The sequence below is a fragment of the Martinezella sp. CNPSo 3795 genome (assembly GCF_057784475.1).
Genome location: NZ_JBXSOQ010000013.1, coordinates 102487 through 124163 on the forward strand (window position 1 = coordinate 102487; position 21677 = coordinate 124163).

A 21677-nucleotide genomic window follows, 5' to 3' on the forward strand; every position below is an offset into this window, starting at 1 on the left:
GAAGAGGGGTATGTTCCGCCTCGTCTCAATCCGTCCGTCGATCAAATCATAGTCCCTTCCGCCGGATCGAGACCGGCGCAATAATTTCAGCTTGAAACCATCCGAATCAGCCTCGAGCATTTGGAGCCAGCGAGCCCCTCATTGCAAGAGAGGCTCACTTTCCGGCGCTTTTCGACCACCAGACATCGGGAAAGCCGATCGAGTAATAGGGCAGCTCGGGCAGATGCTCGAATTTGTCCCAATAGGCGATCTTGTTCGTCGTCCCATAAAACAACGGGACAACGTAGTGGTGGGCGAGGAGTACGCGATCAAGCGCCTTGGCGGCAGCAGTCTTTTCTTCGAGGGTCGCGGCAGAGACAAGCTTACCGATCAATATATCGACACCCGGATCGGAAATGCCGGCGTAGTTGCGAGAGCCTTGGCGGTTTGCCGATGCCGAACCCCAGTAATCGATCTGTTCGCTGCCGGGCGGCAGCGCCGTGCCCCACACGTTCCAGGTCGCATCATAGTCGAAGCTGCGAATGCGATTGATGTATTGCGATGAATCGACCGTTCTGAGGGTCGCATCGATGCCAATGCGGCGCAGGTTCTGAACGTAGGGCAGGTTTGATCTTTCCAGCGAAGGACTGCCGAGCAGGATTTCCATCGTGAAGGGCTGGCCGGTCTTTTCGTTGACCATGCGATTGCCCTTCAACACATAACCGGCCTCCTTGAAAAGCGCGATCGCCTTGCGCAGATTGTCGCGCGCCTTCTGCGCGTCGCCGCCTACCGGATTGGTGTAGGGGGTGGTGAAGACTTCAGGCGGCACCTTATCCTTGACGCTGTTGAGGATATTCAATTCCTCGCCCGTGGGCAGCCCTGAAGAGGCAAGCTCGGTGCCGAAAAAGAAAGAGTTGACGCGGCTCAGCTGGCCAAAGGCAAGCGCCCTGTTCATCTCCTCGAAGTCATAGGCGTAGTTCAGCGCCTCACGTACACGCTGATCCTTGAACTGATCGCGCCGGAGATTGAGCACCATCGCCTGCATGATGCCGACCGAACGCAGCGAGTTGGGCAGTTCATCGCGCTTGATGCGGCCGTCCTTGGCGGCGGGAAAGTCGTACGCGGTCACCCAGTGGCTTGCCGACTGGTCCCGCCAGAAATCCGTATTCCCGCCGCGAAAGGCTTCGAATTCCACATCCTTATCGGCGTAGTAGGTGTAGGAAACCGTCCCGAAGTTATTCTGGCCGATATTGACTGGCAGGTTCTTGCCCCAATAGTCATCTCGCAGTTCATATCGGATTGACGATCCTGGCTGCACGGAGACGATCTTATACGGTCCGGATCCCATGACTGGCTCGAGTGTTGTGCGGGAGATATCGCGCGGCTTTCCATCGGCGCCGGCGCTCTCCCACCAATGTTTCGGCACGATCAGCAGCTGGCCGGCAATAAAAGGAAGTTCGCGATTGTTCTTTTCATTGAAGTAGAAGGTGACGTCCCTGTCACCCGTCTTTTCGGCTCGCGTCACGTGGGAATAGATACTGGTCGCGAGAGGATTGAGCTCCTTGGTGCGATCGAAACTGAAAACCACATCATCGGGAGTTACTGGTGTGCCGTCGGCCCATTTCGCCTCGGCGCGCAAGCGGAAGGTCGCGCTCGATATGTCATCGGGATAGGAGACACCCTCGGCAAGCAAGCCATAGGAGATGGCAACCTCGTCATTGGACGACTTCATCAGCGTATCGAAAACCATTGACAATCCGCTAACGGGGTTGCCCTTAAACAGCACCGGATTGAGCGTGTCGAACGTGCCCTCGTCCGAAAGTTTAAGCTCCCCGCCTTTCGGCGCATCCGGATTGACATAATCGAAATGCTTGAAGCCGGGCTGATATTTCAAGTCGCCGAGAATGGCTGTGCCGATGCGGAATTGCGGCTCTTCGGCTTTCGTGGCTAGAGGCATTGCCAGCAGGCAAAAAAGAGAAACGACCAAGCCTGCTTTCAACCGCGACAACGCCATTCATGATCTCCCGATGATTTCTGGAGAATCAGCATAAGGCAAATGAGGGCAAAAAACAGGACTCAATAACGCACCTCTTTGTAAAGAGGCCGAAGACTGTCTCCGGGAATCAACCCTTTGCCGCAGCTTCTTCAAGACGTTTGCGCAACATCAGCCGCAATTCGCCGGCGACGCGGCGATCCTCGGCAGCATCGGGCTCGGCGGCGACGGCGACGACGATGCGAAGCAGTTCGAGCACGATACCCGACATCAGCGCGATATCGTCCGATATCGGCGGCTGCGCCTGCTGCAGGATGCCGGCGATCAGCTCCTTCAGCTCTGCCCGTGAGCGCGCCTTGCGCTCCCTGGGAATATCACGGCGACTGGCCAGTACCGAAAACTCCGGATATTCCTCCATGAAAGCACCGAGCGCATGGAAGATCGCCTCGCCGCTATCGGCAGCGGAAAGGCCGGTGCTCCGCTCGGCTATACCTCGAAGCCCGGCCTTCAATCGCTCCAGGCGTTCGATATGCAGTGCTTCGGCAAGCAGGGGCTTGGTCGGGAAGAACTGATAGAGCGAGCCGATAGAGGAATTTGCCTCGGCCGCAATCTCCGTCATCGTTGCCGCCTCATAGCCCTTGCGCGCGAAAACCTTTGCGGCCGCCTCCAGCAGTATGACGACACGATCATGGCCGCGCTGCCGCTTCGGCGTGCGCGTCTTCAATTCTTCACTTGATTTTTGTGAGGCCATCCTCATATTTCCATTGTGAGGATATCCTCATATTTTATGGAGCTACCGCCCGATGTCACTTTACGACCCCAAAACTACCGCTCTCGTTTCTATCGACCTGCAAGGCCTCGTCCTCAGCCGCCCGCTCGCGCCCTACTCCGCCCAGCAGATCGTCACCAATACGGTCGCCATCGCAAACAAACTGAAGGCCGATGGCGGAACCACCGTTTTCGTGACGGTTGGATTTTCCGCAGACTATGCCGATGCTGTCAATCAGCCGACAGACGAAAGCTTTGCGCTTCCCCCAGGAGGTTTACCGCCGGCCGCGCTCGAGGCTCCGGCCGAGATGGCAGCGCTGACGCCCAATGTCGCCATCGTCAAGCGCCAGTGGAGCGCCTTTTACGGCACGGAACTGGACCTGCAGCTTCGCCGTCGCGGCGTCAGGACGCTGATCCTGACCGGAGTCGCCACCAATTTCGGTGTCGAAGCAACCGTGCGCGATGCCTTCGCGGCAAACTACGCCGTCATTGTTGCCGAAGATGCGGTGACGACCTTCTCGCAGGACATGCAGGATTTCGCCTGCACGAAGGTCTTGCCGCGGCTGTCGCGTATCCGCAAGACGGCGGAAATCCTGGCGAACTGATCCATCCGAAGCAAAGGTCTATGCAAGCAAAGGCGGCCGACCGGTGGCCATCCGTGATTGGCGCGGATTCACTTCCATCCTGTTTCAGGATAGTCTCACGGCAAATCACTTCGGCTAATGCCGACCGCCTTTCAAGGATATGCATGGCTTCACTTCTGGCTCGCGCCTTTCGAACGATCGGCAAATTCTCTCTCGCCACCTCGATCGGGATGGGCCTTGTCGCCGGCGATGCGCTGGCGCAGCAGGCCACCCCTTCCCCCGGCAGCGCCAAGGCTGTTTTCGGCGCCGTGACGCTGCCGACGCAGGGACCGCCGCAATCGATCGGCTTCTATGCCAAGGGCTGCCTCGCGGGCGCGGTCGCCCTGCCCGCGGACGGCCCGACATGGCAGGCGATGCGCCTGTCGCGCAATCGTCGTTGGGGACGACCGGAGACGATCGGCCTGCTCGAGCGCCTATCGCGCGATGCAGCCAGGAATGACGGCTGGCCGGGTCTGCTCGTCGGCGATATCTCGCAGCCGCGCGGCGGCCCAATGATCAACGGCCATGCCTCGCATCAGATCGGCCTCGACGCCGACGTCTGGCTGACGCCGATGCCGCGACGGAAGATGACGGCGGAAGAGCGCGAAGCCCTGCCTTTCACCACGATGCTCGCCAAGGACAAGTTCCTGACGATCAACGACAAGGTCTGGACCCCGGCGCATGCCCGCCTCTTGATGCGCGCGGCGAGCTATCCGGAGGTCGAGCGCATCTTCGTCAACCCGGCGATCAAGAAGAAGATGTGCGAGACATGGACAGGTGATCGCACCAACCTCGGCAAGCTGCGCCCGGAATACGGGCACGACTCGCATTTCCATATCCGTCTCCGCTGCCCCGCAGGCTCCGTCGGCTGCACAGGGCAGGCGCCGGTCGCCTCCGGCGATGGCTGCGACAAGTCGCTCGCCTGGTGGTTCGGGCCTGAGCCTTGGGCCAAGCCGAAGCCCAGCGACAAGCCGCCCCAAAAGCCGCGCGAAGTCATGGTTGCCGATCTGCCCAAGGCCTGCCAGGCCGTATTGGCGGCACCTTCGATTGCTTCCGCACGCCCCGCCGCCTCCGGCGCGAAAGCTGCCGACGTTTCAGTGGAGACGGACACAATGCCGGTTTCGGGCGATATGCTGCCCGGTCAGATTCCGCAGCAATAGGTCCTGCACCGTCCTTGCCGGAGGCGTCTTTCAAAACGCGCCCCCTTGGTATAGAAGGCGGGTAAATCGATTGAAAACATCGAGCGGAGCAAGGATTTCATGGCCGGCAGCAAATGCATCGCATTGATCGCGCATGATCAGAAAAAAGATGCGATGGCAGAATTTGCGCGGCGTAACGAAGCCGCCCTTGCCGATTGGAACATCGTCGCCACGGGCACGACAGGCGGCCGCGTGCTGGATGCCTGCCCGGACCTCAAGGTCACCCGGCTGAAAAGCGGCCCGCTCGGTGGCGACCAGCAGATCGGCGCGCTCATCGCCACCGGCGAGATCGATATGCTCGTCTTCTTCATCGATCCCCTCACCCCCATGCCGCACGACGTCGACGTGAAGGCATTGACGCGGCTTGCCGTTCTCTACGACATTCCGATGGCGCTCAACGAATCCACTGCCGAGCGGCTGATCAAAACCCTGAACCATTAATCCGCCTTGCCGGCGGCAGACCACGGACCTGGCCATGCCCGAGCTCAATCACAGCGATGCCCCCTTGCCTTTCCCAATCCTGATCGGCGATATCGGCGGCACCAATGCGCGTTTCTCCATCCTCGTCGATGCGGACTCCGAACAGGAGCATTTTCCGGTCGTGCAGACGGCGAATTTCGCCACGATCGACGATGCGATCAAGCTCGCCCTCGAAAACAGCAAGGTTCGGCCCCGCTCGGCAATTCTTGCCATGGCAGGTCCCGTGCAGGGTGACGAGATTCCGTTGACCAATTGCGATTGGGTGATCCGTCCGAAGACGATGATCGCCAATCTCGGCATCGAGGACGTGCTCGTCATCAACGACTTCGAGGCGCAGGCGCTCGCGATCGCCGAGATTTCCGACGAGCATCGCCAGACTATCGGCAAAGCATCCGGTAACGCGGTTGCATCGCGTGCCGTACTCGGGCCGGGCACCGGTCTTGGCGTCGGCGGTCTTGTCCATACCCAGCATCAGTGGGTGCCGGTGCCAGGCGAAGGCGGCCATATCGATCTCGGGCCGCGCACGGAACGCGACCTGCAGATCTGGCCGCATCTGGAACCCATCGAAGGCCGCATCTCCGCCGAACAGGTGATCTGCGGCCGCGGCCTCCAGAATATTTATCATGCGATCTGCGCAGCTGACGGCATCGAACCGAGCCTGAAGGAGCCGGCTGACATCACCAACCACGCGCTTGCCGGCACCAACAGGCAGGCCGAGGAGACGCTGACGCTGTTCGTCACCTATCTCGGCCGTGTCGCCGGCGATATCGCCATGATCTTCATGGCGCGCGGCGGCGTCTATCTTTCCGGCGGCATTCCGCAGAAGATCCTGCCGGCGCTGCAGAAGCCGGAATTCCGCGCCGCCTTCGAGGACAAGGCGCCGCACACGGAACTGATGAAGACGATCCCGACCCATGTTGTCGTCAATCCGCTGGCAGCGCTTTCCGGCCTTGCGACCTATGCCCGCAAGCCGACAAACTTCGGTCTTGCGACAGAAGGCCGTCGCTGGCGGCGTTGACCGCTTGTCAAACAGCTCATGGCGCGCCGAAACACCGATGCGCCATGTCTTTTTACAGGGGCCACCTTCCTCTATAATGGGCTCGGCTCCGCGATCGGCCTTAACCAGCGCGGCAAGGCATGTCTAGCCAAAGCCGTGCTAACTCTTTAATAGAGCCGCGCAAGCACGTGCCAGACGCGGCTCGCTTGGTTCAAGACAGGAAGCCGATTATTGAAATTGCCTGACCCGAAAAGCAAAAGCGTCGACAGCGAAGCCATCACCGGCATGCTGAAGCGTATTATCGCCGAGAACGGCCGCGATCATATTCGCGGCTACGCCATCGCGATTACCTGCCTGATCCTTGTCGCGCTTTCGACTGCTTATATCGGCTACATCGTCAAATCGGTCATCGACAGCGCCTTTATCGCCCGCGATATCGTCGATGCCTGGAAAATCTGCTTCAGCATCTTCCTCGTTTTCGTGGTGCGCGGTTTTGCTGGATATTTTCAATCGGTCATCCTGTCGAAGATTGGCAACAACATTATCGCACGTTATCAGCGCCGGCTCTATTCGCACCTGATGACGCTATCGGTCGGCTTCTTCAACGAAGCGCGCTCCGCGCAGCTCGCCGCCCGCATCAGCCAGAATGTCTCGGGCATCCGCGATGTCATGAACCTGACGATCACGTCGACGGCGCGCGACCTTCTGACATTCATCTCGCTGCTCTGCGTCATGGTCTTCCAGGACCCGGTGCTCAGCATCGCATTCGTCGTCATCGCGCCGCCGCTTTTCCTCACGCTGCGTTATATTTCCAAGCGCCTACGCGCCGCCACGCGCGATGCGGTCGTGCTCAACAGCCACGTGCTGGGCGCGATGCAGGAAACAATTCAGGGCGTCTCCATCGTCAAAGCCTTCACGATGGAGGAGGAGCTCGAACGCAAGATCAACAAGCTGATCACCGCTGCCGAGCACCGGCAGAACCGCATCGCCCGCCTTTCGGAGCGCAACGGTCCGCTGATCGAAACCGTCGCCGGTTTTGCGATCGCCAGCCTCTTTGCCTATGCCGCCTACCGGTCGATCTACGACAATGTTTCGCCGGGCGTGTTCTTCTCCTTCGCCACTTCGCTGCTGCTCGCCTACGATCCGGCCCGCCGCCTCGCCAAGCTGCAGGTGCAGCTGGAGCGCGCCGTCGTCAACGCGCGGATGATCTACGAGCTGCTCGACATGGAGCCGCGCCAGCGGGATCTTCCCGATGCCAAACCGCTCGTCGTAACCGACGCCCGCATCGAATTCCGGGACGTCCATTTCGCCTATGGCGACGAGGCCGTCCTGTGCGGCGTCAACTTCACGGCCGAGGGTGGCCAGACGACCGCACTCGTCGGCCCTTCGGGCGCCGGCAAGTCCACTGTCATCAATCTCATCCCACGCTTCTACGATCCCAAGGCTGGCAGCATCTTCATCGACGGGCAGGACATCGCGCATGTGACGAAACAGTCGCTGCGGGAACAGCTCGCCTATGTTTCGCAGCAGCCCTATCTCTTTGAAGGCACGATCCGCGACAATATCCGCTACGGCCGTCCGAACGCGACGGATGCCGAGATCGAGGATGCGGCGCGCCTTGCCTATGCCCATGATTTCATCGAGGCGCAGCCGATGGGCTACGATACACCGGTCGGCGAAAACGGCGTGACGCTGTCCGGCGGCCAGCGCCAGCGCCTGTCGATCGCCCGCGCGCTGGTGCGCAACGCGCCAATCCTGCTTCTGGACGAGGCGACCTCGGCGCTCGACACGGAATCCGAAGCGGCCGTGCAGAAGGCGCTGGAAGAAGCGATGAGCGGACGCACGGTCGTCGTCATCGCGCACCGCCTGTCGACGGTTGTCCGCGCCGAAAAGATCGTCGTCATGCAGAACGGCCGCGTTGTCGAAGAAGGCAACCACGAGACGCTTGCGACATCGGACAATGGCCTCTACGCTCGGCTCAACAACCTGCAGCTACCGGCGATTTCAAGCAATTCCCGCAAATAGACGATAGAGACGACATGAGCGACGATGCGATGAAGCTGGTGGTGGTGGGCGCGGCGGGCCGCATGGGACAGGCTCTCGTCCGCATCATTCACGCCACCGACGGCGTAACCCTGCATGCAGCCGTCGCCCGCCCCGGCTCCGCCTTCATCGGCAAGGATGCCGGCGAGATCGCCGGACTGGGGCCGATCGGCGTTCCCGTCACCGACGATCCGCTTGCCGCTTTCCTGCATGCCGAAGGCGTCATCGATTTTACGACGCCGGCAACCAGCGTCACCTTCGCCGGTCTCGCCGCCCAGGCGCGCATCGTCCATATCATCGGCACGACCGGATGTTCGGACGAGGACGAGGCGAAGTTCAAGGCTGCCGCACGCCATGCCCGTGTCGTCAAATCGGGCAATATGGGCCTTGGCATCAATCTTTTGAGCGTGCTCGTCGAACAGGCGGCGCGGGCATTGCCTTCGAACGACTGGGACATCGAGGTGCTGGAGATGCATCATCGGCACAAGGTCGATGCGCCGTCGGGCACGGCACTCCTGCTCGGCCAGGCGGCGGCGAAGGGCCGCGGCATAGATCTTAATGACAATTCCGTGCGCGTGCGCGACGGCCATACCGGCCCGCGCCCGGCAGGCACGATCGGCTTTGCGACCCTGCGCGGCGGCGGCGTGGTCGGCGATCATTCGGTGATCTTCGCCAGCGAAAGCGAGCGGCTGACGCTGTCGCACAATGCCGGCGACCGGTCGTTGTTTGCCCGCGGCGCGCTGCAGGCGGCGCTCTGGGCGCGCGACAAGAAACCCGGCTTCTATTCCATGCTCGATGTTCTCGGGCTTTCTACACGTTGATCCGATCCTGGAGCGGATCGGCCTGGAACTGCCGATCCGCTCCAGCCTTTTGTTGTCTCGCAATTCCGGACGGAAAACCGCTACACACTTTTCCTGGAATTGCTTCATTAAGGAGAAATTTATGAGCGGCACTCTCGTTCTCGTTCGCCACGGGCAGAGCGACTGGAATTTGAAGAATCTCTTTACCGGCTGGAAGGATCCTGATCTGACGGCGCTCGGCATCGAAGAGGCCAAGACCGGTGGCAAGGCTCTGGCCGATTACGGTATCAAGTACGATATCGCCTTCACCTCGGCGCTGACGCGCGCTCAGCACACGTTGAAGATCATCCTCGATGAAATCGGCCAGCCCGGCCTTGAAACGATCAAGGATCAGGCGCTGAACGAGCGCGACTACGGCGATCTCTCCGGCCTCAACAAGGATGACGCCCGCGCCAAGTGGGGCGAAGAGCAGGTCCACATCTGGCGCCGCTCCTACGACGTTCCGCCGCCCGGCGGCGAAAGCCTGCGCGACACCGGCGCCCGCGTCTGGCCCTATTATCTCACGGAAATCCTGCCGCGCGTGCTTGCCGGCCAGAACGTGCTGGTGGCCGCCCACGGCAACTCGCTGCGCTCACTCGTCATGGTTCTCGACCGCCTGAGCAAGGCACAGATCCTGGAGCTGAACCTCGCGACCGGTGTACCCATGGTCTACAAGCTCAAGGCCGATTCCACCGTCGCCTCGAAGGAAGTCCTCGGCGACATGTCCGGCGCGCATTGAGCTGTTGAACGGAAACCACCCCTCCTATGCCTGAGATGAGGGGTGGGAAATGCCGCAATATGTGTTACATTGCACTGCGTATGTAACACATGGACTGACATGACCGACGCGACATTTACCTTCCGAGTTGAAGAAGAGTTGAAGGCGGCTTTCAGCGAGGCTGCGAAAGCGCATGATCAAACCGGTGCGCAGTTGCTCCGGGCTTTCATGCGCGATTATGTGCGGCGCCAGCAAGATGTCGCCGAATATGACATTTGGTTTCGCCAGCAGGTTCAGGCCGGTCTTGCTTCCGCTAATGCCGGCAACCTCATTGCTGACGACGACGTGGACGCTGAATTTGCCGCCTTGCGAGAAGAAACACGCCGCAAACTCAGCGGGCGTTCTTCGTGAAACTTGCTTGGACTCCCGAAGCAAGGGCTGACCGACGCGCAATTTATACCTATATCGAGGCGGAAAACGTCCCCGCAGCACTCGCGCTGGACGAACTCTTTGCCAAACGGTCGAAACAGCTGATTACCCATCCAATGACGGGCCGGCTCGGTCGCGTGTCCGGGACACGAGAGCTTGTCGTGCATCGAAACTATTTGCTGATTTACGATCTCGCAGGCGAGACGGTGCGCATAATCCGTATCCTGCATGCCGCACAGCAATGGCCGCCAAACGATTTTCAGCCGTTTCCCTAGTGCGGCATCAATTCTCAACGGTGAAGCGCACTCTATCGGCGGCGAAGCGGGAAATCGAATATTGCACCGGGACATTATCGAGATCCGCATTGAGCGCCTGGGCGACGAGAACGATGGCGCCCGGGGATAATTGCAGATCGGTGAGGTCGCCCTCGTCGGCATGCGTCGCGGTGATCTCGGTGACGACGCGGACGTAATCCGGCACACCAAGCTCCTTGAATGCCTTGGTGATCGATCCGGTCGTCCGATAGATCTCGGCGATATCGCCGAAACGATCCGCCGGGAACCAGCTTGTTGCGCGCGATACCGGACGATGATCCGCCTGGCCCAGCGTTTCCAGCCGGATCAACGGCGTACCTGTCTTGAGCTTGAGCTGTTTGGCCAATTCGGCGCTGGCAGCTTCTTCGCCCGATGCAAGCAGCACGCTGCGGGTCTCACGTACCTGGTCGCCGATCCCTTGCGAAAATCGCGTGCGCCTTGAAATCGGGAAACTCAGTCGCTCCTTGCGCTCGATCAGCGTGCCGCGCCCCTGCACGGCGCGGACGATCCCCTCCTGCGCCAGTGCTGCGAGCGCACTTCTGATCGTGTGCCTGTTGACGCCGAACTGCAGCGCCAGCACCGTTTCCGGCGGCACCATGCCCGTCTCGTCGAAATCGCCGTGATTGATTGACGTGCGAATGCGATCGGCAATCTGCCGCCAGAGCGCTACGCCCGTCTGCCTCTGTATCTTCTGCCCTGCCATCTCGCCCACTCGCCCTGTCACACGCTTGTCACGACTCACTAATAAATATAAAACTATCTTGTATGGTTGTCTATATCAATAGACATTTAGAGGAAGGCGCGATGAATTCAGCACAGAGGCAGGAAGCGGCGGCACAGGAGCGTCGGGAACGCAAGCGCGTCGCCGATCTCTTGGCGCAGGCAGAACGCGACGAGCTAGAGGCTGCCTGGGAGGCATTGCCGAGCAAGCCGACGGTACAGCCGGTGCGCGCACCAGAGACAGGGCTCGTCATGGTGCGCGGCCGCATCGGCGGCGGCGGCTCCCCCTTCAACCTCGGCGAAGTCACGGTGACGCGCGCTACCGTCCGGTTGGCATCCAACACGATCGGCCACGCGCACGCGCTCGGCACGGATCGGGAAAAGGCCCGGCTTTCGGCCATTTTCGATGCACTCTGGCAGCAATCGGCCACGAAGGATTTCGTCGAAAAGGCTCTTCTGCAGCCGGTTACCGAGCGTATCGCCGAATATGACCGCAAGCGCGCCGAAGAGACGGCGGCAACCCGCGTCGATTTCTTCACCATGGTTCGCGGAGAAGATTGATGAGCCTTTCCAGCACTCCGACCTTCGGCAACGAGGCCCTGACCGGCGGTTTCACCGATCCGGTCTTCGACGCGCAAAGCGTCTTCAAGATGACGATGGATGCCATGGCACGTCCAGGCACCCTGCAGACCGTTGACGCTGACGTCGCGCCGCCCGCTCCACTCGGTGTTGCCGCAGGCGCCATCGGCCTCACCCTTTGCGATCACGACACGCCTGTCTGGCTCTCCAACAGCCTGGCAAGATCAAGCCTGGCGGAATGGCTGGCCTTCCACACCGGAGCGCCCGTCATTTCGGAACGGCTGGAGGCGCAGTTCGCCTTCATCGAAGCCGGCATGGCGCTTTCCTCCTTCAGCCAGTTCGGCATCGGCACCCAGGAATATCCCGATCGGTCGACCACGATCGTTCTGGAAATCGAAAGCCTGGTGGGCGGCAAACAACTGGCGCTTTCAGGCCCTGGCATCAAGGATGTGACCATGATCGCCCCGATCGGGCTGCCGGATGCGCTGCTGCGTATCTGGAACGACAATCGCGCGCTCTTCCCGCGCGGCGTCGATCTCATCCTGACGGCGGGCCGGCAATTCATCTGCCTGCCGCGCACCACCAAGATCACCGCGACGGAGTTGTGACATATGTATGTTGCCGTTAAGGGCGGCGAAGCCGCCATCGCCAATGCTCACCGGCTGCTGGCCGACCGTCGCCGCGGCGACCGCTCGCTGCCGGCAATCGGTATCGACCAGATCGTGGCGCAGCTCGCACTCGCGGTCGATCGCGTCATGGCCGAAGCCTCGCTTTATGACCGGACGCTGGCCGCACTTGCCGTTCGCCAGGCGCGCGGCGACATGATCGAAGCGATCTTCCTGCTCAGAGCCTACCGCACCACGCTGCCGCGCTTCGGTTATTCCCAGCCGCTTGACACTTCAGCGATGAAGATCGAGCGCCGCATTTCCGCGACCTACAAGGATTTGCCGGGCGGTCAGCTTCTCGGCCCAACCTTCGACTACACGCACCGCCTGCTCGACCCCAGCCTTTTGACAGATGAGCCGGTGGATGAGCCGATGCAGCGGCCGGCCGAGGACGGCCGCGTGATGCGCGTCTCGGAAATCCTCAACCAGGAAGGCCTGATCGAGGACGACGGCACCATGCCTGTCGATCACGAGATCGGCGACCTGACGCGCGAGCCGCTGGAATTCCCGATGACCCGGGACCTTCGCCTGCAGGCGCTCGCCCGCGGCGACGAAGGCTTCCTGCTGGCACTCGGCTATTCGACCCAGCGCGGCTACGGCCGCACCCACCCCTTCACCGGCGAAATCCGCATCGGCGAAGTAGAGGTCGAATTTGAGGTGCCGGAACTCGGCTTTGCCGTTTCGCTCGGCCGCATCCAGGTAACGGAATGCCAGATGGTCAACCAGTTTAAAGGTTCGGCCAAGGCACCGCCGCAGTTCACCCGGGGCTACGGCCTCGTCTTTGGCCAAAGCGAGCGCAAGGCGATGGCGATGTCGCTGGTGGACCGGGCGCTGCGGGCAGAGGAGCTCGGCGAAGACATCGTTGCGCCGGCTCAGGACGAGGAATTCGTCATTTCCCACTCAGACAACGTGCAGGCGACGGGCTTCGTCGAACATCTGAAACTGCCGCATTATGTCGACTTCCAGGCCGAGCTCGACCTGGTGCGGCGCATGCGCCGCGACTTCGAGGCCGCTCGCGATCGCGGCATGGAACCCATGACGGAGGCAGCCGAATGACCGAACTCGCCACCTACAATTTCGCCTATCTCGACGAACAGACCAAGCGGATGATCCGCCGTGCCATCCTGAAGGCGATCGCCATTCCCGGCTATCAGGTGCCTTTCGCCTCCCGCGAAATGCCGATGCCTTACGGCTGGGGCACCGGCGGCGTACAGCTGACGGCGGCGATCATCGGCCCGCAGGATGTGCTGAAGGTCATCGACCAGGGGGCCGACGACACGACGAACGCCGTCTCCATCCGCGCCTTCTTCCAGAAGGTCGCCAATGTCGCCGTCACCACCCGCACGGACGAGGCGACCATCATCCAGACGCGCCACCGCATTCCGGAAGCCAAGCTCGGGCCAAACCAGGTGCTCGTCTATCAGGTGCCGATCCCGGAGCCGTTGCGCTTCCTGGAGCCTCGCGAGACCGAGACGCGCAAGATGCATGCGCTTGAGGAATATGGCCTCATGCATGTGAAGCTCTATGAGGATATCGCCCGCAACGGACGCATTGCCACCACCTACGCCTATCCGGTCAAGGTCGCCGGCCGCTACGTCATGGATCCCTCACCGACGCCGAAGTTCGACAATCCGAAAATGCATCTGTCGGATGCGCTGCAGCTCTTCGGCGCCGGCCGCGAGAAGCGCATCTATGCCGTGCCGCCCTATACCGAAGTGGTCAGCCTGGATTTCGAGGATCATCCCTTCGAAGTGCAGCGCTTCGACAAGCCCTGCGCTCTCTGCGGCGCCGAGCAGGTCTATCTTGACGAGGTGATCCTCGACGACAAGGGCGGCCGCATGTTCGTCTGCTCCGATACCGATTTCTGCGAGGATCGTCGCGCCCATGGCCATGCCGGCCCAATGCTGGCGCCAGATGGACTGCCTGGTAGCAAGGAGGCTGCCGAATGAGTGACTCACCCCTCCTCAAGGTCAAGGACGTCTCGAAATTCTACGGCAGCCGCATCGGTTGCCGCGATGTGTCCTTCGAACTCTGGCCCGGCGAAGTGTTGGCTATCGTCGGCGAATCCGGCTCCGGCAAGACGACGCTGCTCAACTGCATCTCGACCCGGCTGCTGCCGACGACGGGCAGTGTCGAATACCACATGCGCGACGAGACCTATCGCGATCTTTTCCGCATGAACGAGGCCGAGCGCCGCTTCCTGATGCGCACCGACTGGGGCTTCGTGCATCAGAACCCGGCCGATGGCCTGCGTATGACGGTGTCCGCCGGCGCCAATGTCGGCGAGCGGCTGATGGCGATCGGCAACCGCCACTATGGCAACATCCGCAATACCGCCATCGACTGGCTCGAGCGGGTCGAGATCGACGCCGACCGCATCGACGACCAGCCCCGCGCCTTCTCCGGCGGCATGCGCCAGCGCCTGCAGATCGCCCGCAACCTTGTGACCGGCCCGCGCCTCGTCTTCATGGACGAGCCGACCGGCGGTCTTGACGTCTCGGTGCAGGCCCGCCTGCTCGATCTGGTGCGCGGCCTCGTCAACGATCTCGGCCTCTCCGCCATCATCGTAACCCACGATCTCGCGGTCGCCCGTCTCCTGTCGCATCGCATGATGGTGATGAAGGACGGCCAGGTGATCGAGCACGGTCTCACCGACCGCGTGCTCGACGATCCGCGCGAACCCTATACGCAACTGCTGGTCTCTTCGATCCTGCAGGTCTGAGGAAGAAACATGGCAACCCCACTCGTCGTTTCCGAAGTCTTCAAAAGCTTCACCATGCATCTGCGCGACGGCATTCGCCTGCCTGTTGTCGCCGATGTCTCCTTTTCCGTCGCTTCGGGCGAATGCGTCGTGCTCGGCGGCCCGTCGGGTATCGGCAAGAGCTCGCTCTTGAAAATGATCTATGGCAATTATGCCGTCGACAGCGGCCAGATCCTTGTCACGCACAAGGGCAGGATCGTCGATCTTGCGACAGCCGATCCGCGTACCGTGCTCGACGTCCGCCGCCAGACCATGGGCTATGTCAGCCAGTTCCTGCGCACCGTGCCGCGTGTTGCTGCCATCGACGTCGTCGCCGAGCCGCTGCTCGCTCGCGGTGTGAGCGTGACCGATGCCCGCGACAGGGCAGCGGAACTGCTCGCACGGCTGAACCTGCCTAGGGAACTCTGGCAGCTGCCGCCCGCCACCTTTTCCGGCGGCGAGCAGCAGCGCGTCAACATCGCCCGCGGCTTCATCACCGATCACGCCATCCTGCTGCTCGACGAGCCCACGGCGTCGCTCGACGCCCGTAACCGGGCCGTCGTCGTCGACATGATCGAGCAGAAGAAGGAGGCCGGCGTCGCCCTTCTCGGCATCTTCCATGACGAGGAAGTGCGCGAAGCTGTCGGCAGCCGCATTCTCGATGTCTCGCAGTTCTCGCCGCGGAAGGCCGCCGCATGAGCCGCAAATTGGGCGAACCACCCTTCATCAGCCCCTCGGCCAGCGTCAACAATTCGACGCTCGGCCGCTATACCGAAGTCTCCGACCGCTGCCGCATCGATGAAGTCGAGATGGGCGACTATTCCTACATCATGCAGGATGGTGCGGTCTGGTGTGCGACGATCGGCAAGTTCGTGAACATTGCCGCCGCCGTGCGCATCAATGCCACCAACCATCCGACATGGCGCGCGACCCTGCACCACTTCACCTATCGCGCCGCCGACTACTGGCCGGATGCCGATATGGAGACGGATTTCTTCACCTGGCGGCGCGACAACCGGGTTGTGATCGGCCATGACGTCTGGATCGGGCATGGTGCGACCGTGCTGCCCGGCGTGACAGTCGGCAATGGTGCCGTCATCGGAGCCGGCGCCGTCGTTTCCAAGGACGTTGCTCCCTACACCATCGTCGGCGGTGTGCCGGCCAAGCTGATCCGCGAGCGTTTCACGTCCGAGGTCGGCGCGCGCATGGACAAGCTTTCATGGTGGGATTGGGATCACGATCGCCTGCGCACAGCGCTTGCGGATTTCCGCGCCCTTTCGGCGGAGGAATTTCTGGATCGCTACGAAGCCTGAGAACGGTTTCCACCCTCATCGGACTTGCAAGGCGCTGACAAGCGATCCAGCTTAGCCGGTCCTTTCAATGCGGGATCGAGAGGAGTTTTCATGGCAAAGCAGTTTTCCAGCATCGACGGTCGGCTGCGCGATTTCATCGCGCGGCAACACATCTTCTTCACGGCATCCGCAACATCGGATTCCCGTGTCAATGTTTCGCCCCGCGAGACACAGTGCCTGCGCATCATCTCTCCGAACACCGCCATCTATCTCGACCGCACCGGCAGTGGCAACGAGACCGCTGCGCATATGAAGGCCGACGGACGGCTGACGATCATGTTCTGCGCCGTCGAAGGGCCGCCGATGATCTTGCGCCTCTATGGCCGCGGCCGGATCATCCATCGATCGACACCCGAATATCGCGAATTGCTGCACGATCACTATGAGGGCGAAGAACCGCTCGGCGCACGGCAGATCGTATGGCTGGACTTCGATCTCGTACAAACGTCCTGTGGTTTCGGCGTACCGCTCTTCAGCTATGAAGGCGAACGGCCGAGCCTGGACCAATGGGCGAAAGCCAAGGGTCCCGACGGCATCGAGGAATACCGGCGCGAGAAGAACAGCTTCAGCATAGACGGTCTGCCGACCGGCATGTTTGACGGCTAAACTTAAAGGAAAGCTCTCAGCCGGCTAATCTTGCAAAATCGCCGGGAATTGTAACAGCAGTTACACAAAACTGACATTGGAGCTTCATGAAGCGGGACTAATCGGTTGCCTTGTGGTTGGCGCCAGCCCCCTCGAAACTCCTTTCGAGACAGGGGCACGCGCCCGTTCTTAGCACCGGTACCGCTGAAATTTCTGCAGCCCGGGAGCCGCGAAAGGGAAGCACTATGTTCGAACTCAGGAATGTCTCACGCCGGTTTGGTAACAAGCTCGCCGTCGATTCCGTGACTTTGGACATACCGCAGGGACAGATGGTCGGCGTCATCGGCCGTTCGGGCGCCGGCAAGTCCACCTTGCTGCGCATGATCAACCGCCTGGCCGATCCGAGCTCCGGTTCCATCCATTTCGCCGGCACCGAAGTCTCCAAGCTGACCGGTCGTGCACTGCGCAGCTGGCAGCGCGATTGCGCCATGATCTTCCAGCAGTTCAATCTGGTGCCGCGCCTCGACGTGCTCACCAACGTCATGCTCGGCCGCCTCAACCATCGTTCGACGATGCTGAGTCTCCTTTCGGTCTTCACCCGCGAGGAGCGCATCGAGGCGATTGCGGCGCTGGAGCGCCTCGGCATCGAGCAGACGGCACTGCAGATGGCGGGCACGCTTTCCGGCGGCCAGCAGCAACGTGTTGCCATCGCTCGTGCCCTGATGCAGCAGCCGAAGATGATGCTGGCCGACGAGCCGATCGCCTCACTCGACCCGCTCAACGCCAAGATCGTCATGGACGCGCTGCGAGATATCAACGAGCGCGAAGGCATCACCGTCATCACAAACCTGCACACGCTGGATACGGCACGCAACTATTGCGAACGCATCGTCGGCATGGCGGCCGGCAAGGTCGTCTTCGACGGCAAGCCTACCGATCTGACGGCGGCCGCCGTCAAGGAAATCTACGGCACCGACAAGGACGGCGCCGGCATCGACGAGACCATGACGTCGACCTCCATCAACATCGCCGATCCGGCCGCACAAGCCGCGACGACTGAATCTGCCGGCCCGCAACCGCTGGCACTGGCCGGTCTCTGAGAGGGACGGCCGGGATCGAAGGCCCGCGTCAAGGGCGCATTTCTTCTATCAGACCGAAGACATCCGGGGACACCGGTTAATCAGGAGACGAACCCATGTTGAAGAAAGCACTCTTTGCCGCTACGGCGCTTGTTGCGCTCGCAGCCGGCGCTGCGGCTAACGCTGCAGATCTCAAGGAATTCCGCGTTGGCATTCTCGGCGGCGAAAACGAAGCCGACCGTCTGCGCAACTACGCCTGCCTTTCCGACCACCTGAAGAAGGAATTCGGCTTCGAGAAGGTTTCGCTGTTCCCGGCCGCCGACTATGACGGCGTTATCCAGGGCCTGCTCGGCGGCACGCTCGACTTCGCAGAACTCGGCGCGTCCGGCTATGCAGCCGTCGCCATCAAGGACCCGAAGGCCGTTACCCCGATCCTGACCACGCAGCAGACCGACGGCTCGACCGGCTACTACTCGATCGGCCTGGCTCTCAAGTCCTCCGGCATCAAGACCATCATGGACGCCAAGGGCAAGAAGCTCGGCTACGCCGATCCGGACTCCACCTCGGGCTACCTCGTTCCGCTGACGCAGATTCCGAAGACCACCGGCGTTCCGAACGACAAGTTCTTCGCTTCGACCCAGTTCAACGGCGGCCATGAGAACAACCTGCTCGCCGCCTATGACGGCAAGGTCGACGTTGCTGTCGATGACTCCTCGGGCGTTGGCGATTTCAAGGACGGCTTCACCTCCGGCACCTTCCGCAAGGAAGTCGACAAGGGCGCCGTCGACCCCAACAAGCTCGTCGAAGTCTGGCGTTCGCCGCTGATCCCGAACGGCCCGCTCGTCGTTCGCAACGCTCTCGGCACCGAATGGCAGGCCAAGCTGACGGACTTCTTCATGAAGCTCCCGACGGCTGACGCCAAGTGCTTCAACGCCGTCGAAGGCGGCGATTTCAAGGGTTATGTCAAGGTTACCCCGGACTTCTACAACGCCGTTATCGACGTTCGTAAGGCTGCCATCGGCGGCTGATCCGCATTCCGATAATTGGGCGGCCGGCAACGGCCGCCCTTTTGCTATTCACAAAGGCTGGATTTGATGACGATCGCCGATACGCACCCGAACATGCAAAGCGCGCCACAGAGCGCCAAGGAGATCGGCGACGCCTGGAGCAAGATGGTGGCCAAGCGCCGCCTCTACACCGGCATCGGCCTCGTGATCCTGCTCGTCGCCTTCGTCAGTTCGGTCCGCTTCGCCGACGAAAGCAATGCCGGCCACTTCTTCGAGCGACTGCCGCATCTCTTCGACTTCCTGAGCTGGCTCATCCCCAAGGACTGGCACGACGTCTATCGCGCCCTTTTCGACCTGCCGAGCCCGAATGGGGCGAACGGCGCCGGCGGTGAGGAATTCAATTTCCCGCTCGGCCGCGTCTATGTCTGGGGCGATTTCTACATTCCCGAATATTTCGAGCTGATGATCATCACCATCAACGTGGCGCTGGTGTCGACCATCATCGGCTTCGTCTTCGCGGTGCCTCTGGCCTTCTTCGCCGCCCGCAACATGTCGCCATCTAATCCAGTCCGCCTGGTGACGAAGCGCATCATGGAATTCCTGCGGGCCTTCCCGGAAATCGTCATTGCCGGCCTGTTCTCCGCGATCCTGTCGATCGGCCCGATCGCCGCCATCATCGCCGTCGGCCTGCACACGATCGGTGCGCTCGGCAAGCTGTTCTACGAAGTCGTCGAGAATATCGACATGAAGCCAGACGAAGGCATGCGCGCCGTGGGTGCGAGCTGGACCGAGCGCGTCCGCTTTGCCGCCATGCCGCAGGTGCTGCCGAACTTCATGTCCTATGCGCTGCTGCGCCTTGAGATCAACGTCCGCGCCTCGACGATCATCGGCGCCGTCGGCGGCGGCGGTATCGGCGAGGAACTGAAGCTTTCGATCTCGCGCGGCTTCGGCGCCAAGACGATGGCGCTGGTGCTGCTGCTCTTCGTGACCATTATCGCCGTCGACCAGTTTTCCGCATGGCTCCGCCGCCGTCTCGTCGGCGAGCATGCCTTTCTTTTGCAGCATTGAGGTTGACCATGTCCGTCATCGACGCCGGCCGTATGCAGGAAATCGAAGCGCGCTACCCGGAGATCCTTCACCGGTCCTTCCGCCAGCGCTTCGGCGCGCTGATGATGTTCATCGGCGTCATCCTCTACGGCATCTATGCCGTATGGTTCTTCGATCTGCCGAAGGTCATCTCGGAAGCGCATTGGGAGCGCGTCGGCATCTATCTCAGCGAGTGGGTGAGCTATGACGTGCAGCCGGAATTCCGCATTTCCGGCGACAAGATCAGCATCAAATATCCGCGCTTCTCGCCGCTCGGCGACAATCCGAACCCGGACTGGGTGAAAACCAATCCCGACGGCAGCATGACCGTTTCGGTCAGCGGTACCAGCCGCACAGTAACGGTAACGAAGACGCAGGCGATCGTGACGGCGCATGGCATCACCATCCCGATCGACATTACCGGCGACACGCCGAAGCTCGTCGGCTCCGAGCCTGTTCCCAGCTGGATGACCGTTTATGACGACAATATCCTGGTCAATCTCGGCTTTGCCGGCGATGCCAGCATTTCCAGCGATCGTGTGAAGATCCGCAAGCGCTTCATCGGCTGGGCCAATTTCGTCTTCGATACGCATTCGCCCTTCTTCGACAAGTCGGCTGGCGAAGTCATCGGCCTGATCGTTTCCGGGCCGCGACTGGACCCCACGCAATCCAATCTGTCGCTGGCCTTCGACAATATCTGGAACAATGGCGCCTGGCAGCATGGCGACGTCTGGACCAAGCTGTTCCAGACCATCGTCATGGCCTTCCTCGGCACGCTGCTCGGTTCGCTCGCGGCTTTCCCGCTCGCCTTCCTGGCCGCCCGCAACATCACGCCGAACCGGCTACTCAATCAGATATTGAAGCGCTTCTTCGATTTCCTGCGTTCGGTGGACATGCTGATCTGGGCGCTGTTCCTGACCCGCGCCTTCGGCCCCGGCCCGCTCGCCGGCAGCGGCGCGATCTTCCTCACCGAGACGGGCACCCTCGGCAAGCTCTATTCCGAGGGCCTTGAGAACATCGACAACAAGCCACGCGAAGGCGTGAAATCCACCGGCTCTCCGACCATTCTCGTGCATCGCTACGGCATCATGCCGCAGATCGTTCCGGTCATCGTCAGCCAGACGCTCTACCAGTGGGAATCGAACGTGCGCGGCGCGACCATCATCGGCGCCGTCGGCGCGGGCGGCATAGGTCTCAAACTTTGGGAAGCCATGCGCACCAATGCCAACTGGGAAAATGTCGCCTATATGGTGCTTTTGATCCTGATCGTCGTCTTCCTGTTCGATGCCGCATCCAACGCCTTGCGCTCGCGGCTGATGGGCACGCGGGTCAGATAAAAAAGAACCGGAAAAAATCGTTCCGCATCATCATTCTGTCACGGGAATCCGGTAGCGCAGGCCGGCAAGACCGTAACGGTCAAGCCGGCTTTAGCCGGATTCGAATCGTTGCTGCCTTGCTGCTCTTGCGGTTTGTCGCAAATCA

24 protein-coding genes are annotated in these 21677 nt (G+C 61.2%); 21 read left to right on the forward strand and 3 right to left on the reverse strand.

Annotation, left to right across the window (positions count from 1 at the left end; all coding sequences use genetic code 11):
* Positions 1-154: 154 nt before the first annotated feature.
* Together AC13QY_RS27445 and AC13QY_RS27450 are read right to left on the reverse strand one after the other, a co-directional pair.
* A complete protein-coding gene (locus AC13QY_RS27445; RefSeq protein ID WP_488494300.1) occupies positions 155-1993 on the reverse strand; it encodes an extracellular solute-binding protein in 1839 nt (612 codons plus the stop codon).
* 109 nt (positions 1994-2102) lie between these two features.
* On the reverse strand, positions 2103-2723 hold the full coding sequence (locus AC13QY_RS27450) for a TetR/AcrR family transcriptional regulator (RefSeq protein ID WP_269245684.1): 621 nt from the start codon (positions 2721-2723) through the stop codon (positions 2103-2105).
* A 52-nt stretch (positions 2724-2775) separates the two neighbouring features.
* Here AC13QY_RS27450 and AC13QY_RS27455 point away from each other — a divergent pair, with 52 nt between their 5' ends.
* From AC13QY_RS27455 to AC13QY_RS27495, 9 genes are all read left to right on the forward strand, one after another.
* On the forward strand, positions 2776-3345 hold the full coding sequence (locus AC13QY_RS27455) for an isochorismatase family protein (RefSeq protein WP_488494301.1): 570 nt from the start codon (positions 2776-2778) through the stop codon (positions 3343-3345).
* A gap of 143 nt (positions 3346-3488) precedes the next feature.
* The gene (mepA, locus tag AC13QY_RS27460; RefSeq protein ID WP_488494302.1) at positions 3489-4523 is read left to right on the forward strand and encodes a penicillin-insensitive murein endopeptidase; all 1035 of its coding nucleotides are present in this window, start codon (positions 3489-3491) and stop codon (positions 4521-4523) included.
* 99 nt (positions 4524-4622) lie between these two features.
* Positions 4623-5003: a methylglyoxal synthase gene (locus AC13QY_RS27465; RefSeq protein WP_113330590.1), complete on the forward strand. Its 381-nt coding sequence runs from the start codon at positions 4623-4625 to the stop codon at positions 5001-5003.
* A 34-nt stretch (positions 5004-5037) separates the two neighbouring features.
* On the forward strand, positions 5038-6060 hold the full coding sequence (locus AC13QY_RS27470; protein WP_488494303.1) for a glucokinase: 1023 nt from the start codon (positions 5038-5040) through the stop codon (positions 6058-6060).
* Positions 6061-6324: 264 nt separating this feature from the next.
* Complete coding sequence (locus tag AC13QY_RS27475; RefSeq protein WP_488494337.1) at positions 6325-8064, forward strand: ABC transporter ATP-binding protein; 1740 nt, start codon at positions 6325-6327, stop codon at positions 8062-8064.
* A gap of 14 nt (positions 8065-8078) precedes the next feature.
* Entirely contained in the window at positions 8079-8903 is an 825-nt protein-coding gene (gene dapB, locus AC13QY_RS27480) for a 4-hydroxy-tetrahydrodipicolinate reductase (RefSeq protein ID WP_488494304.1), read from the forward strand.
* A 121-nt stretch (positions 8904-9024) separates the two neighbouring features.
* Complete coding sequence (locus AC13QY_RS27485; protein ID WP_112341831.1) at positions 9025-9660, forward strand: 2,3-bisphosphoglycerate-dependent phosphoglycerate mutase; 636 nt, start codon at positions 9025-9027, stop codon at positions 9658-9660.
* Between the two features lie 99 nt (positions 9661-9759).
* A complete protein-coding gene (locus AC13QY_RS27490; RefSeq protein ID WP_488494305.1) occupies positions 9760-10050 on the forward strand; it encodes a CopG family ribbon-helix-helix protein in 291 nt (96 codons plus the stop codon).
* Positions 10047-10343 (forward strand): type II toxin-antitoxin system RelE/ParE family toxin, encoded by a 297-nt coding sequence (locus tag AC13QY_RS27495; protein WP_488494306.1) that lies wholly within the window; start codon positions 10047-10049, stop codon positions 10341-10343. Before AC13QY_RS27490 ends, AC13QY_RS27495 begins: the two co-directional genes overlap by 4 nt.
* A 7-nt stretch (positions 10344-10350) precedes the next feature.
* Here AC13QY_RS27495 and phnF read toward each other — a convergent pair whose 3' ends face one another.
* Positions 10351-11085: a phosphonate metabolism transcriptional regulator PhnF gene (gene phnF / locus AC13QY_RS27500; RefSeq protein ID WP_145645957.1), complete on the reverse strand. Its 735-nt coding sequence runs from the start codon at positions 11083-11085 to the stop codon at positions 10351-10353.
* A gap of 101 nt (positions 11086-11186) precedes the next feature.
* Here phnF and phnG point away from each other — a divergent pair, with 101 nt between their 5' ends.
* The 12 genes from phnG (at position 11187) to phnE (AC13QY_RS27560) (ending at position 21532) form a co-directional block, all read left to right on the forward strand.
* Positions 11187-11663, forward strand: a complete 477-nt coding sequence (phnG, locus tag AC13QY_RS27505; protein WP_488494307.1) for a phosphonate C-P lyase system protein PhnG — start codon at positions 11187-11189, stop codon at positions 11661-11663.
* Positions 11663-12289, forward strand: coding sequence for a phosphonate C-P lyase system protein PhnH (phnH, locus tag AC13QY_RS27510; protein WP_152094642.1), 627 nt, complete (start codon positions 11663-11665; stop codon positions 12287-12289). Before phnG ends, phnH begins: the two co-directional genes overlap by 1 nt.
* Before the next feature lie 3 nt (positions 12290-12292).
* Entirely contained in the window at positions 12293-13402 is a 1110-nt protein-coding gene (locus AC13QY_RS27515) for a carbon-phosphorus lyase complex subunit (RefSeq protein ID WP_488494308.1), read from the forward strand.
* Positions 13399-14295, forward strand: a complete 897-nt coding sequence (locus tag AC13QY_RS27520; protein WP_488494309.1) for an alpha-D-ribose 1-methylphosphonate 5-phosphate C-P-lyase PhnJ — start codon at positions 13399-13401, stop codon at positions 14293-14295. Before AC13QY_RS27515 ends, AC13QY_RS27520 begins: the two co-directional genes overlap by 4 nt.
* Complete coding sequence (phnK, locus tag AC13QY_RS27525) at positions 14292-15068, forward strand: phosphonate C-P lyase system protein PhnK (protein WP_015338361.1); 777 nt, start codon at positions 14292-14294, stop codon at positions 15066-15068. The genes AC13QY_RS27520 and phnK overlap by 4 nt, the downstream gene beginning before the upstream one ends.
* A 9-nt stretch (positions 15069-15077) precedes the next feature.
* Entirely contained in the window at positions 15078-15785 is a 708-nt protein-coding gene (gene phnL, locus AC13QY_RS27530) for a phosphonate C-P lyase system protein PhnL (protein WP_113333859.1), read from the forward strand.
* Positions 15782-16399, forward strand: coding sequence for a DapH/DapD/GlmU-related protein (locus AC13QY_RS27535; RefSeq protein ID WP_269245690.1), 618 nt, complete (start codon positions 15782-15784; stop codon positions 16397-16399). Before phnL ends, AC13QY_RS27535 begins: the two co-directional genes overlap by 4 nt.
* Positions 16400-16489: 90 nt before the next feature.
* Entirely contained in the window at positions 16490-17044 is a 555-nt protein-coding gene (locus tag AC13QY_RS27540; protein WP_269245691.1) for a pyridoxamine 5'-phosphate oxidase family protein, read from the forward strand.
* A 224-nt stretch (positions 17045-17268) separates the two neighbouring features.
* Positions 17269-18123, forward strand: a complete 855-nt coding sequence (gene phnC / locus AC13QY_RS27545) for a phosphonate ABC transporter ATP-binding protein (protein WP_488494310.1) — start codon at positions 17269-17271, stop codon at positions 18121-18123.
* Positions 18124-18218: 95 nt separating this feature from the next.
* Positions 18219-19130: a phosphonate ABC transporter substrate-binding protein gene (gene phnD, locus AC13QY_RS27550; RefSeq protein ID WP_488494311.1), complete on the forward strand. Its 912-nt coding sequence runs from the start codon at positions 18219-18221 to the stop codon at positions 19128-19130.
* A 66-nt stretch (positions 19131-19196) separates the two neighbouring features.
* Complete coding sequence (gene phnE / locus AC13QY_RS27555; protein WP_488494312.1) at positions 19197-20177, forward strand: phosphonate ABC transporter, permease protein PhnE; 981 nt, start codon at positions 19197-19199, stop codon at positions 20175-20177.
* A gap of 8 nt (positions 20178-20185) precedes the next feature.
* Positions 20186-21532, forward strand: a complete 1347-nt coding sequence (phnE, locus tag AC13QY_RS27560; protein WP_488494313.1) for a phosphonate ABC transporter, permease protein PhnE — start codon at positions 20186-20188, stop codon at positions 21530-21532.
* The last annotated feature ends 145 nt before the right edge of the window (positions 21533-21677 follow it).

Coding starts and splice junctions, on each gene's coding strand:
- AC13QY_RS27445 (WP_488494300.1), bottom strand. CDS start 1,993: ATGGCGTTGTCGCGGTTGAAAGCAGGCTTGGTCGTTTCTCTTTTTTGC.
- AC13QY_RS27450 (WP_269245684.1), bottom strand. CDS start 2,723: ATGGCCTCACAAAAATCAAGTGAAGAATTGAAGACGCGCACGCCGAAG.
- AC13QY_RS27455 (WP_488494301.1), top strand. CDS start 2,776: ATGTCACTTTACGACCCCAAAACTACCGCTCTCGTTTCTATCGACCTG.
- mepA (WP_488494302.1), top strand. CDS start 3,489: ATGGCTTCACTTCTGGCTCGCGCCTTTCGAACGATCGGCAAATTCTCT.
- AC13QY_RS27465 (WP_113330590.1), top strand. CDS start 4,623: ATGGCCGGCAGCAAATGCATCGCATTGATCGCGCATGATCAGAAAAAA.
- AC13QY_RS27470 (WP_488494303.1), top strand. CDS start 5,038: ATGCCCGAGCTCAATCACAGCGATGCCCCCTTGCCTTTCCCAATCCTG.
- AC13QY_RS27475 (WP_488494337.1), top strand. CDS start 6,325: ATGCTGAAGCGTATTATCGCCGAGAACGGCCGCGATCATATTCGCGGC.
- dapB (WP_488494304.1), top strand. CDS start 8,079: ATGAGCGACGATGCGATGAAGCTGGTGGTGGTGGGCGCGGCGGGCCGC.
- AC13QY_RS27485 (WP_112341831.1), top strand. CDS start 9,025: ATGAGCGGCACTCTCGTTCTCGTTCGCCACGGGCAGAGCGACTGGAAT.
- AC13QY_RS27490 (WP_488494305.1), top strand. CDS start 9,760: ATGACCGACGCGACATTTACCTTCCGAGTTGAAGAAGAGTTGAAGGCG.
- phnF (WP_145645957.1), bottom strand. CDS start 11,085: ATGGCAGGGCAGAAGATACAGAGGCAGACGGGCGTAGCGCTCTGGCGG.
- phnG (WP_488494307.1), top strand. CDS start 11,187: ATGAATTCAGCACAGAGGCAGGAAGCGGCGGCACAGGAGCGTCGGGAA.
- phnH (WP_152094642.1), top strand. CDS start 11,663: ATGAGCCTTTCCAGCACTCCGACCTTCGGCAACGAGGCCCTGACCGGC.
- AC13QY_RS27515 (WP_488494308.1), top strand. CDS start 12,293: ATGTATGTTGCCGTTAAGGGCGGCGAAGCCGCCATCGCCAATGCTCAC.
- AC13QY_RS27520 (WP_488494309.1), top strand. CDS start 13,399: ATGACCGAACTCGCCACCTACAATTTCGCCTATCTCGACGAACAGACC.
- phnK (WP_015338361.1), top strand. CDS start 14,292: ATGAGTGACTCACCCCTCCTCAAGGTCAAGGACGTCTCGAAATTCTAC.
- phnL (WP_113333859.1), top strand. CDS start 15,078: ATGGCAACCCCACTCGTCGTTTCCGAAGTCTTCAAAAGCTTCACCATG.
- AC13QY_RS27535 (WP_269245690.1), top strand. CDS start 15,782: ATGAGCCGCAAATTGGGCGAACCACCCTTCATCAGCCCCTCGGCCAGC.
- AC13QY_RS27540 (WP_269245691.1), top strand. CDS start 16,490: ATGGCAAAGCAGTTTTCCAGCATCGACGGTCGGCTGCGCGATTTCATC.
- phnC (WP_488494310.1), top strand. CDS start 17,269: ATGTTCGAACTCAGGAATGTCTCACGCCGGTTTGGTAACAAGCTCGCC.
- phnD (WP_488494311.1), top strand. CDS start 18,219: ATGTTGAAGAAAGCACTCTTTGCCGCTACGGCGCTTGTTGCGCTCGCA.
- phnE (WP_488494312.1), top strand. CDS start 19,197: ATGACGATCGCCGATACGCACCCGAACATGCAAAGCGCGCCACAGAGC.
- phnE (WP_488494313.1), top strand. CDS start 20,186: ATGTCCGTCATCGACGCCGGCCGTATGCAGGAAATCGAAGCGCGCTAC.